This is a genomic window from Flavobacterium cupreum (assembly GCF_003996965.1).
GTDB lineage: Bacteria > Bacteroidota > Bacteroidia > Flavobacteriales > Flavobacteriaceae > Flavobacterium > Flavobacterium cupreum.
Map to the genome: position 1 here is coordinate 395936 of NZ_QWDM01000004.1, position 12598 is coordinate 408533.

Consider the following 12598-nt stretch of genomic DNA (forward strand, 5'->3'; position numbering starts at 1 on the left):
AATTAGTATATGAAACGTAAAATAACTTTAAAACAGATTGCAAAGGAACTTGACGTATCGATTTCAACTGTCTCAAAATCATTGAGAAACAGTCTTGAAATCGGCGAAGAAACGCGCGAAAAAGTGCAGGCTTTTGCAAAGTTTTACAACTACAAGCCGAACAACATCGCCCTTAGTTTAAAAAATCGAAAAACCAAAAGTATTGGTATTATCATTCCGGAAATTGTACATTATTTTTTCTCGACTGTAATCAACGGAATCGAGCAGGTGGCCAACGAAAACGGATATAGTGTTGTGATTTGTTTATCGGATGATTCTTTCGACAAAGAAGTCTTAAATATGGAAATGCTGGCCAACGGAAGTATCGATGGTTTTATCATGTCCCTTTCTAAAGAAACGCAGTATAAAGGTGATTTTCACCACATTACCGAAGTCATCAATCAGGGAATGCCGGTGGTCATGTTCGATCGTGTGACCAACGATATTTTATGCGACAAGGTGATCATCGACGATAAAGCTGCGGCCTATGAAGCTGTTCAGAGTCTCATTGACAATGGCCGAAAAAAAATCGCTCTTGTCACCACTGTTGATTATGTAAGTGTCGGGAAATTACGTACTGACGGTTACGAAAAAGCTTTATTAGACAACGGATTGCCTTTTAACGAAGATTTAATCATAAAAATTGAAGATGTCGATACCTGCGAAATCACCATCAGCCAGCTTTTACACGACAGAGCATTTGATGCCGTTTTTGCTGTAAATGAGCTTTTTGCCGTTACTATTATTAAAACAGCCAGTAAAATGGGCCTTAAAGTTCCCGAAGACCTGGCCGTAATTGCTTTTACGGACGGAATTATCTCTAAATACTCTACACCAAGCATTACCACTGTAAGCCAGAGCGGTGAAAAAATGGGAAACAAAGCCGCTAAAATGCTGATCGAAAGACTCGAAGCCGAACATGATGACGACGAAGAAGAAAACGAAAATTACACCACCGAAGTGATCGAAACCCATTTGATAAAAAGAGAATCTACTGACTAAAAATCTTAAAATCAACCTTTTCTAAAGCCATAAATAATATTTGTGGCTTTTTTGTTAGGCTGTTTTAAAAAATAATTAATACTTTTACGCCTGATCAAAGCTTTTACTTTTACTTCGAAAAAATAAGTAAGTTTTGATAAGCAAAGCGCTTATCGTCTAATTAATTTCTTAATTACGATAATGGAAAAGCGTAAATTAAGTTTCTGGGAAATTTGGAACATGAGTTTCGGATTCCTGGGAATACAAATGGGATTTGCACTTCAGAATGCAAATGCCAGCAGAATTCTTCAAATTTTTGGTGCCGACGTACATGAACTTTCGTGGTTCTGGATTATTGCTCCTCTTATGGGATTAATAGTGCAGCCCGTTATCGGTCATTACAGCGATAAAACCTGGGGACGTTTCGGAAGACGAAAGCCCTTTTTTCTTGTCGGTGCAATTTTAGCTTCGGTTGGATTAATTTTAATGCCTCAGGCTAACATCTTCATTTCTGTCCTGCCTGCTTTATGGGTTGGAGCCGGAATGTTAATGATTATGGATGCTTCTTTCAATATTGCTATGGAGCCGTTTCGAGCACTTGTTGGTGATAGCTTAAGAACAGACCAGCGCACTGCAGGTTTTAGTATCCAGACTTCATTAATTGGTTTCGGAGCTGTAATTGGTTCTGCATTGCCTTATGTTTTAACAAAATGGTTTGACATTTCAAACAATGCCGTTCCCGGAAGTATTCCTTTAAATCTGAAATTATCATTTATCATTGGTGCCGCAGTTTTAATTGGTTCCATTCTGGTAACACTCTTTACAACCAAAGAATACACTCCGGAAGAATTGGCCAATTTTGTAGATCCGCAAAGCGAGATTGATATTCCTTCTGAAGAAAAATCAAAATTAACAGACATTTTTTCTGATTTTGCAAAAATGCCAACGACTATGCGTCAGTTGAGCTGGGTTCAGTTTTTCTCCTGGTTTGGATTATTCGGAATGTGGGTTTTTACGACTCCCGCTATTGCACATCACATTTACGGCTTACCTTTAGATGACACTTCAAGTCAGCAATATCAGGATGCCGGTGACTGGGTCGGAATTTTATTTGGAGTTTACAATTTAGTTTCAGCTATTATCGCTTTATTTTTCTTACCGTATATCGCTAAAAAAATCGGACGAAAATCAACTCACGCGGTATCACTTATTATTGGAGGAATCGGGTTAATTTCCATTTATTTTATGCCGAATGAAGACTGGGTTGTACTTCCAATGATTTTAATTGGTGTGGCCTGGGCCAGTATTCTGGCTATGCCTTACGCTATTCTTGCAGGATCAATTGCTCCAAAAAAGATGGGCGTTTACATGGGAATCTTCAACTTCTTCGTTGTAATTCCACAAATTGTAAATGCACTTATCGGAGGTCCAATTGTAAAATACCTTTATAATGGCGATGCAATCTATGCCTTAATCACAAGTGGCGTAAGTTTTCTAATTGCCGCTCTTTTAGTCTATAAAGTAAAAGATGTAGACGATACTGTACAAAAATCATAAATAAGAATCCCCCTTATAATGAATAAAAAAGCATTCATATTCGATCTTGACGGCGTAATCGTTGATACTGCCAAATATCATTTTTTAGCCTGGCAGAAAATCGCTCAGGCCTTAAACATAAATTTTACACACGAAAATAACGAATTGCTAAAAGGCGTTAGCCGCGTTCGTTCGTTAGATATAATTCTCGAGTTAGGAAATGTTCAGGCTTCACAGGAAGACAAAGACAAATGGCTGATTCAGAAAAATGAAGATTACTTATCTTATTTAGTTGACATGGACGAAAGCGAGATTCTTCCCGGAGTTTTTAAAATTCTGCAACTATTGAAAGAAAAAAATCAGGGAATTGCGTTAGGCTCTGCGAGTAAAAATGCCCGGCCAATTCTTGAAAAAACCGGAATTCTTTCGTATTTCGATGTTATTGTAGACGGAAATGACGTCACCAATGCCAAACCGGATCCGGAAGTTTTCTTAAAAGCGGCTCAATTATTAAACATTGAACCCAAAAATGCAATAGTATTCGAAGATTCAGTTGCCGGAATTCAGGCAGCAAACATAGGAGAAATGGTGAGTGTAGGAATTGGTGAGGAAACAATTTTACATGAAGCTGATTATATTTTTAAAGATTTTACCGAAATAAACACAGCGTTTATCGAGAAACTTATCAATTAGATAATGTGTCAATTAGATAATTTTTCAACCGGGAAATATCTAATTGAAACATCAACTGAAGTTTGAAAATATAAATCATCAAAATAAAAAAGTAAAATTACAACAACGAGCAATTAATCAGATAAATCAAAAAAAGCCAAAGAGGTAATTATCAAATTATCTAATTGACACATTTTCTAATTAAATTATCTAATTACCTAATTGCCCAATTATCTAATTAAAGAAAAAATGAATCAGGATTATATAAAACCAGACAACTGGTCCATCATCGAAGAAGGATTTGACCATGAAAGAGTAAAATCGTCGGAGAGTCTTTTTAGTATCGGAAACGGTGCTATGGGACAACGCGCCAATTTTGAAGAAACATATTCCGGTGAAACTTTTCAGGGAAGTTACATCGCCGGAATTTATTATCCGGACAAAACCAAAGTGGGCTGGTGGAAAAACGGTTATCCGAAATATTTTGCCAAAGTATTAAACGCTCCGAACTGGATTGGGATTGACGTTGAAATCAACGAAGAAAACCTGGATTTAAATACGTGTAAAGAAGTTAGAAATTTCCGCAGGGAACTGAATATGAAAGAAGGATGGTACAATCGTTCTTTCGAAGCTGTCCTGAAAAACGGAACTGAAATCGCCGTAAACGTGCGTCGTTTTCTTTCATTGGATTTAGATGAAGCAGGTGTTATTAAATATGATATTACGCCTTTAAATAAAGATGCCAAAATTGTTTACAAACCGTATGTGGATGCCGGCGTTACCAATGAAGATGCCAACTGGGAAGAAAAATTCTGGGAACCTTTAGAAGTAAAAAAAGGAACCAATGAAGCTTTTGTAACCGCACAGACTTTTAAAACGCATTTCAAAGTAACCACTTTCATGCACAATACGATTTTTGCAAACGGAGAAAATGTAAATATTTCCCCTTCAACAATCGATTCAATAGCAGACAGGGTTCAGTACACCTACGGGACCATTATTGCCAAAGGACAAACCTCATCCATTCAGAAAATTGGTGGGTATACGGTTTCTTTAAATCATGAAAACACTTTAAACGCTGCCGAAAAAACCATTAAAGCAGCCTTGCATTTAGGATACGATACGTTACTTCAGAACCAAATTGAAGCCTGGGGTAAAATTTGGGAAATGTCAGACATTACGATCGAGGGCGATGTAAAAGCGCAACAGGGAATCCGTTTTAATATCTTCCAGTTAAACCAGACCTATCTGGGAAAAGACAGCCGATTGAACATTGGACCAAAAGGGTTCACCGGAGAAAAATACGGAGGATCTACTTACTGGGACACGGAAGCGTATTGCATTCCGTTTTACATGGCAACCAAAGATCAGCAGGTAGCCCGTAATTTATTGACGTACCGTTTCAACCAATTAGATAAGGCTATTGAAAATGCCAAAGATAATTTAGGTTTCAAAAACGGCGCTGCACTTTACCCGATGGTAACCATGAATGGGGAAGAATGCCATAACGAATGGGAAATCACACACGAAGAAATCCACAGAAACGGTGCGATTGCTTTTGCGATTTTCAATTATTACCGTTACACCGGAGATTACTCCTATATTCCTGAAAAAGGATTAGAAGTCTTAATCGGAATTGCCCGTTTCTGGCACCAGAGAGCTTCTTTTTCGAAAGACAAAAACCAATATGTAATTCTTGGAGTGACAGGGCCAAACGAATACGAGAATAACATCAACAATAATTTCTACACCAATTATATCGCAAAATGGTGTATTGATTATGCTGCTGAACAAATTAAAAAAGTGGCTTCAGAATATCCGTCCGACCACAAACGCATTATAGAAAAAGTAAATCTTTCCGCTGCCGAAATCCAGGAGTGGAAAAAAGTAGCCGACGATATGTATTTCCCAACTTCTGAGGAATTAGGGATTTATTTGCAGCAGGACGGTTTCTTAGACAAAGATTTGGTTCCTGTAAAAGATCTGGATAAAGAACAACGTCCAATCAATCAGAAATGGTCCTGGGACCGCGTTTTACGTTCACCATATATCAAACAGGCAGACGTTTTACAGTGTTTTTATTTCTTCGAAAGCCATTTCTCTAGAGAAGAATTAAAACGTAACTTTGAGTTTTACGAATCGTTTACCGTTCATGAAAGTTCACTTTCGCCTTGCGTGCACTCGATCCAGGCTGCCGCTTTAGACAAAATGGATATGGCGTATACGTTTTATTTAAGAACTTCACGTCTGGATTTGGACGATTATAACAAAGAAGTAGAAGAAGGCTGTCACATCACGTCAATGGCCGGAACCTGGATGAGTATTGTGGAAGGTTTTGGAGGAATGCGTGTGGCAAACGATCAGCTTCATTTTTCTCCGAAAATCCCAAAAGAATGGAAAGGATATTCCTTTAAAATTAACTTCAGAAATCAAATTCTGAAAGTGGCTGTCAATCATAATGAAACGACTTTTACAGTAGACGGAGATCAGGATTTAACAATTGTAGTAAATGGAAAATCAATAGTGGCCCATAAACAACTTGTTCAGATTAATTAAATTACAATACTTTAAAAAACTAAAAAACATGAAAAACTTATTTTTCGCAAGTTTAATCTTGTTTGCATTTAGCTCGATTGCAAATGCACAGCAATTAAAATCACCCGAAGGCAAGTTCGTAATGGAATTTTCGCTTCAGAATGACGGAACTCCCACTTATAATTTAAAATACAAAAATAAAGAAGTTGTAAAAACAAGTAAATTGGGTCTTGAGCTTAAAGACGACAAAAAATCTTTACTGAATGATTTTACAATTGTTGATACTAAAACTTCGACTTTTGATGAAACCTGGAAACCGGTTTGGGGAGAAGTGGACAATATCAGAAATCATTACAACGAATTGGCCGTTACTTTAAACCAAAAAGGAACCGACAGACAAATCGTAATCCGTTTCCGTTTGTTTGATGACGGTTTAGGATTTCGATATGAATTTCCGGCACAAAAGAACCTGACTTATTTCGTCATCAAAGAAGAAAGAACTCAATTTGCCATGGCTGGCGACCACACGGCTTTTTGGATTCCGGGAGATTATGACACTCAGGAATACGATTACACCAAATCTAAATTATCTGAAATCAGAGGATTATCTGAAAAAGCATACACGGCAAATGTTTCGCAAAAAAACTTTTCGCCAACCGGAGTTCAGACTTCTTTGATGCTCAAAACCAATGACGGAATCTACATCAACCTGCACGAAGCCGCTTTGATCAACTATTCTTGTATGCACCTGAATTTAGATGATAAAAACATGATTTTCGAATCCTGGTTAACGCCGGATGCAAAAGGTGACAAAGGCTATATGCAAGCACCAAGCCACTCCCCCTGGAGAACGATTATGGTAAGCGATAATGCTACAGAAATCCTTTCTTCAAAAATGACTTTAAACCTGAACGATCCGTCTAAAATTGACGATACTTCCTGGATTAAACCCGTAAAATATGTGGGTGTATGGTGGGAAATGATTACAGGAAAAAGCTCGTGGTCGTATACTAACGATTTTCCAACCGTACAATTGGGCGTTTCTGATTTCTCAAAAGCAAAACCAAGCGGAACACACGGAGCAAACAATACCAACGTAAAAAAATATATTGATTTTGCTGCTGCAAATGGTTTCGATGCCGTTTTGGTAGAAGGCTGGAACGAAGGCTGGGAAGACTGGTTTGGTCACTCCAAAGATTATGTTTTTGATTTCGTAACGCCTTACCCGGATTTTGATGTGAAAGGTTTGCACGAATACGCAAAATCGAAAGGAATCAAGATTATCATGCACCACGAAACTTCAGGTTCTGTTCGTAACTACGAGCGCCATATGGACAAAGCGTACCAATTCATGAAAGACAACGGATATGATGCTGTAAAAAGCGGTTACGTGGGTGACATTTTACCTCGTGGCGAAAACCATTACGACCAGTGGATTGTAAATCATTACCAATATGCCATCGAAAAAGCAGCTGATTATAAAATTATGGTGAACGCTCACGAAGCAGTTCGTCCAACCGGAATCTGCAGAACATACCCGAATTTAATTGGAAATGAAGCTGCAAGAGGAACAGAATACCAGGCTTTTGGAGGTTCTAAACCAAATCACGTAACGGTTTTACCTTTTACCCGTTTGATTGGAGGTCCAATGGATTATACGCCGGGAATCTTCGAAATGGATATCAGCAAAATGAATCCTGACAACAAATCGCACGTAAACAGTACCATTGCAAACCAATTGGCCTTATATGTTACCATGTACAGCCCGTTGCAAATGGCAGCTGATACACCGGACAATTACAACCGTTTTCCCGATGCTTTCCAGTTCATTAAAGATGTCGCGGTAGACTGGTCTGAAAGTAAATATATTGAAGCTGAACCAGGCGATTTTATCACGGTTGCGCGTAAAGCTAAAGGAACCAACAACTGGTTCGTTGGAAACGTAAACGGAGAAACTCCACGTACTTCAAACATCGATTTCAGCTTCCTTGAAAAAGGTAAAAAATACACCGCAACAATTTACGCTGATGCAAAAGATGCGCATTACAAAACGAATCCGCAGGCTTACACCATCAAAAAAATTGCTGTAAACAGTAAATCAAAATTATCTCAGTTATCTGCCCCGGGCGGCGGTTACGCAATCAGTGTAATCGAAACTAAGTAATTTTTTCAAAGGCAAGTAATCCTCCCCAAGATTACTTGTCTTTTTTTTAACTCTATCTTTTTGTCAGTCGAGCGGAGTCGAAATGCCGCAAAGGTTCTCGACTTCGCTCGAACTGACCATTAGAATAATTACATTAAAACTATGAATATCCAAAAAACAACGCAACGAAACCGTTTCTTGTACAAAATTATCTTTTTTGTTTTATTGCTTTCTTTTTCCACGAAAGCACAAATCCAAAAAGTCGACCCACCCTTTTGGTACGCCGGAATGAAAAATCCGGCAGTACAAATTATGTTCTACGGAAAAAATATCGCACAATATGAAACCTCGGTTTCGAACAATGTGACCATAAAAAACGTAGAGAAAACAGAAAACCCGAATTACCTTTTCGTTACCATCGATACACAAAACCTAAAAGCTTCTGAATTGGTTTTTTCCTTTAAATTGAAAAACAAAGTCGCTTTCACACAAAAATATTCCCTTAAGGAAAGAAGAGCCAATTCTGCAGACCGAAAAAGCTATGACGCTTCAGATATGATTTACCTGATCATGCCGGATCGTTTCGCCAATGGAAATCCTAAAAATGACAGCGATGCTGTATTGACCGAAAAAGCAAACCGCGCAGAGCCGGGCGGACGTCACGGAGGCGATATCGAAGGAATTATCAAAAACTTAGATTATATTTCGTCTTTAGGAGCGACAACAATCTGGAGCACCCCTTTGTGTGAAGATAATGACAAACAGCATTCGTATCATACGTACGGACAATCTGATGTTTACAAAATTGATCCGCGTTACGGAACCAATGACGATTATGCCCGCCTGTCAGCAGAAATGCATAAAAAAGACATGAAACTGGTAATGGATTATGTTACCAATCACTGGGGAATTACGCATTGGATGATCAAGGATCTGCCAACAAAATCCTGGATCAATCAATTCGAAAATTACACGCAAACGCACCACAGACGTGAAGTGCTTACCGATATTCACGCCTCAAAATCAGATCAGGAAGTTTGTGTTGACGGATGGTTTGTGCCTTCAATGCCGGATTTAAACCTAAGAAATCCGCTGGTGGCAAAATACCTGACGCAAAATGCCATTTGGTGGATCGAATTTGCCAATCTTGACGGATTCAGAGTAGATACTTATAACTATTCGGATGCCACTGCAATGGCCAATTGGGCTAAAGCAATTACAACTGAATACCCAAACTTTAACATCGTAGGTGAAATCTGGATGCACAATCAGGCGAATTTAGCGTATTGGCAAAAAGACAGTAAAATTGGAGCCATTGAAAACTACAATTCGAATTTGCCAAGTGTAATGGACTTTACCCTGCAGGATCAGATTGGTTCGGCTTTTAGTGACGACAATGCAAACTGGGATAACGGTATGATTAAATTCTACAATAATTTCGCTTTAGATTATTTGTATCCAAATACCAATAACATTTTGGTTTTTGCCGAAAATCACGACACAGACCGCATCAATCATACGTATAAATATGATTTTACAAAATACAAACTGGTCATGACTTTACTGGCTACTGTTCGTGGAATTCCGCAATTGTATTACGGTTCAGAAATTGGAATGGGCGGCGATAAAGGCAAAAGTGGCGACGCAGACATACGTCAGGATTTTCCGGGCGGATGGGCAGGCGATAAAAACAATGCTTTAACCGCAGCAGGAAGAACCGCTGAACAGGCTAAATTTTTCGATTTTACGTCCAAATTATTCACTTGGAGAAAAACGAATGAGGCCGTTCATTTCGGGAAAATGACACATTATATTCCGGAAAACAATATGTATGTTTACTTCAGATACACGGATACTAAAACCGTAATGGTCGTCTTCAATAACAATGCAAAAGAGCAAACCGTTAAAACAAATCGCTTTAAGGAAAACATCAAAAACTTTAAATCCGGAAAAGATATCCTTACCGGAAAAACATTCGATTTAGCTCCTGAAATCACTTTAGAACCCAAATCGGCTGTTGTTTTAGAATTAGAATAAAAAACTTAACCGCAAAGTCCGCAAGGGCAATGGCAAGGTTCGCAATATTTTCTGCCACAGATTACAGGATTAACACAGATTTGAAAAAATCATTTTAATCCTGTAATCTGTGGCATTTTTTTAAATTTTATACTTTCCTTTCTGTATCTTTAATATTCTGCCTCAAAATCAGTTTAAATGAATAAAGAAAATACTTCAAAAATACCTTTCGTATGGGAAGGGGCAAATGTTTACTTTTTACTTACCGATCGTTTTTGTAACGGAAATCCTGCTAACGATTTAAATTTCAACCGAACCAAAACTCCCGGAAAATTGCGGGGTTTTGAAGGCGGGGATATTGTCGGGATCATTAAAAAGATCGACGAAGGTTATTTTGATCTGTTAGGAATAAATGCCATCTGGCTTACGCCGATTGTAGAGCAAATTCACGATGGCGTTGACGAAGGCACCGGCCTGAGTTACGGATTTCACGGTTACTGGGCGAGAGACTGGACGGCTTTAGATCCGAATTTCGGAACCAAAGAAGATTTGGCTAATCTGGTTAAGAAAGCCCACGCAAAAGGCATCCGAATTGTCCTTGACGGTGTGATCAATCATACCGGCCCCGTAACTCCAGAAGATCCGATCTGGCCGGAAGACTGGGTCAGAACGGGAATTGTCTGCGACTACAAATCATTCGAAAATACCACCATGTGTACGTTGGTCGATAATCTTCCGGACGTCAGAACCGAAAGCAATCAGGAAGTTGCACTCCCCTCTTTTTTAATCGAAAAATGGAAAAACGAAGGCCGTTACGAGAAAGAAATGGATTCATTGAATGCCTTTTTCAAAAGAACCGGCTATCCGAGAACACCAAAATATTACATCATAAAATGGCTGACGGATTATATCCTGGAATTCGGAATTGACGGTTACAGGGCCGACACTGTAAAACATACCGAAGAAATTGTCTGGGTCGATTTTAAAAAAGAATGCGAATACGCTTTTGAAACCTGGAAAAAACACCATCCTTTAGAGGTTTTAGACCAAAATCCATTTTATACCATTGCCGAAGTCTACGGTTATGAAATCAGTGGTGGGCAGGATTATGATTTTGGAGACCGGAAAGTAAATTATTTTGAGCATGGTTTTAACAGCCTGATTAATTTTGAGTTTAAACTGGATGCCCAAAACGATTATGAATTTATATTTTCAAAATATTCAGAGAAGCTTCAGAAGGACTTAAAAGGATATAGTGTCCTTAATTATGTTTCCTCGCACGATGACCCTGATCCTTTTGACGCGGATCGTAACAGAACCTTCGAATCCGGAACCAAATTACTGCTTTCTCCCGGAATGTCTCAGGTCTACTATGGTGATGAATCAGGACGATCCCTTGTAATTGATGGCACGGAAGGCGATGCAACCCTGCGGTCTTTTATGAACTGGGATGATATTCAAAATAATTCCGAAACACAAAGAATACTCTGGCACTGGCAGAAACTGGGGCAATTCCGCAAAAATCATCCGGCAGTGGGCGCAGGAATACACCAACTGATTTCGGCAAAACCCTATATTTTCTCCAGAACTTATACGAATGCAACCTATACAGATCAGGTTATAATTGGTTTAGATTTAGGAACTGGTGCTAAGGAACTTGATGTTGACTCCATTTTCAAAGACGGAACCCCACTAAAAGATGCTTTTTCAGGAAAAGAAACAACAGTTCAAAACGGAAAAGCAATCATCGATTCTGAATTTGGACTTGTATTGTTGGAACTTGCTTAACCGAAAAGTCTTGCCACGAATTTCACGAATTTTCACAAATCTAATTCGTGAAAATTCGTGAAATTCGTGGCAAACTTTTTTACAAAATCCTTGCGAACCTTGCGTAAAACTTTGCGACCTTTGCGTTAAATTCACAACAGATGCTCAAGATTGCTCATAGAGGTGCCAAAGCCTACGAACCCGAGAACACCTTAAAAGCCTTTCAAAAAGCGTTAGATCTAAATGCTGATGGAATAGAACTCGACGTTCACCTAAGCTCCGACGGACATGTCATCGTGATTCACGACGAAACCATCGACAAAATGACCAACGGAAAAGGGTTTGTAAATACGCTATCTTTGCCCGAATTGAAATCGTTTTTAATTGAGGGTCAGTATGAAATTCCGACTTTAAAAGAAGTTTTTGATCTGGTAAACAAAAAATGCCTGATCAATATCGAATTGAAAAATGCGGATACTTTAACAAAAGTTGTCGCTTTAATTGATGAATATGTTTCCGGGAAAAAATGGAAATATGAACACTTTATTGTTTCAAGTTTTGACTGGAATGCTTTACAGGAAGTCCATAATTTAGATTCAAAAATTCCGATTGGCGTTTTAACAGAAACCGATCTTGATCTGGCGCTGGCTTTCGCCGAATTTATAAAAGCAAAAGCGATTCATCCTTATTATCATTTATTGAATCAGGAAAACACAACGAAAATGCAGGAACAAGGCTTTTTAGTTTTGCCCTGGACAGTAAATATCGGGGAAGACATTCAAAAAATAAAAAATTTCAACGTCGACGGAATCATAACTGATTATCCGGATAAAGTATAGAAAAAACAGCCACCGATTTCACAGATTAAAGGGATTTTAAAATCTGTGGAAATCATTTTAATCTGTGGCA

At 38.5% G+C, this 12598-nt stretch carries 8 protein-coding genes; all 8 read left to right on the forward strand.

Going from position 1 to position 12598, the window contains the following annotated elements; translation table 11 throughout:
• The first annotated feature begins 9 nt into the window (after nt 1-9).
• Nucleotides 10-1041: a LacI family DNA-binding transcriptional regulator gene (locus D0817_RS08350; protein ID WP_127337934.1), complete on the forward strand. Its 1032-nt coding sequence runs from the start codon at nt 10-12 to the stop codon at nt 1039-1041.
• Between the two features lie 180 nt (nt 1042-1221).
• Complete coding sequence (locus tag D0817_RS08355) at nt 1222-2577, forward strand: MFS transporter (protein WP_127337935.1); 1356 nt, start codon at nt 1222-1224, stop codon at nt 2575-2577.
• 18 nt (nt 2578-2595) lie between these two features.
• Entirely contained in the window at nt 2596-3249 is a 654-nt protein-coding gene (gene pgmB / locus D0817_RS08360) for a beta-phosphoglucomutase (RefSeq protein ID WP_127337936.1), read from the forward strand.
• Between the two features lie 228 nt (nt 3250-3477).
• A complete protein-coding gene (locus D0817_RS08365; protein ID WP_127337937.1) occupies nt 3478-5784 on the forward strand; it encodes a glycoside hydrolase family 65 protein in 2307 nt (768 codons plus the stop codon).
• A gap of 28 nt (nt 5785-5812) precedes the next feature.
• Nucleotides 5813-7927 carry a glycoside hydrolase family 97 protein gene (locus D0817_RS08370; RefSeq protein ID WP_127337938.1) on the forward strand — a complete coding sequence of 705 codons (2115 nt, stop codon included), beginning with the start codon at nt 5813-5815 and terminating at the stop codon, nt 7925-7927.
• 141 nt (nt 7928-8068) lie between these two features.
• Complete coding sequence (locus D0817_RS08375) at nt 8069-9943, forward strand: glycoside hydrolase family 13 protein (RefSeq protein ID WP_127337939.1); 1875 nt, start codon at nt 8069-8071, stop codon at nt 9941-9943.
• Nucleotides 9944-10120: 177 nt separating this feature from the next.
• Nucleotides 10121-11710, forward strand: coding sequence for an alpha-amylase family glycosyl hydrolase (locus D0817_RS08380; protein WP_127337940.1), 1590 nt, complete (start codon nt 10121-10123; stop codon nt 11708-11710).
• Nucleotides 11711-11850: 140 nt separating this feature from the next.
• The gene (locus D0817_RS08385) at nt 11851-12528 is read left to right on the forward strand and encodes a glycerophosphodiester phosphodiesterase (protein WP_127337941.1); all 678 of its coding nucleotides are present in this window, start codon (nt 11851-11853) and stop codon (nt 12526-12528) included.
• Nucleotides 12529-12598: the final 70 nt, after the last annotated feature.

What these genes read in the sequence shown, in the direction of transcription:
- D0817_RS08355 (WP_127337935.1), top strand. Translation starts at nt 1,222, where the DNA reads ATGGAAAAGCGTAAATTAAGTTTCTGGGAAATTTGGAACATGAGTTTC.
- D0817_RS08370 (WP_127337938.1), top strand. Translation starts at nt 5,813, where the DNA reads ATGAAAAACTTATTTTTCGCAAGTTTAATCTTGTTTGCATTTAGCTCG.
- D0817_RS08365 (WP_127337937.1), top strand. Translation starts at nt 3,478, where the DNA reads ATGAATCAGGATTATATAAAACCAGACAACTGGTCCATCATCGAAGAA.
- D0817_RS08350 (WP_127337934.1), top strand. Translation starts at nt 10, where the DNA reads ATGAAACGTAAAATAACTTTAAAACAGATTGCAAAGGAACTTGACGTA.
- D0817_RS08375 (WP_127337939.1), top strand. Translation starts at nt 8,069, where the DNA reads ATGAATATCCAAAAAACAACGCAACGAAACCGTTTCTTGTACAAAATT.
- pgmB (WP_127337936.1), top strand. Translation starts at nt 2,596, where the DNA reads ATGAATAAAAAAGCATTCATATTCGATCTTGACGGCGTAATCGTTGAT.
- D0817_RS08385 (WP_127337941.1), top strand. Translation starts at nt 11,851, where the DNA reads ATGCTCAAGATTGCTCATAGAGGTGCCAAAGCCTACGAACCCGAGAAC.
- D0817_RS08380 (WP_127337940.1), top strand. Translation starts at nt 10,121, where the DNA reads ATGAATAAAGAAAATACTTCAAAAATACCTTTCGTATGGGAAGGGGCA.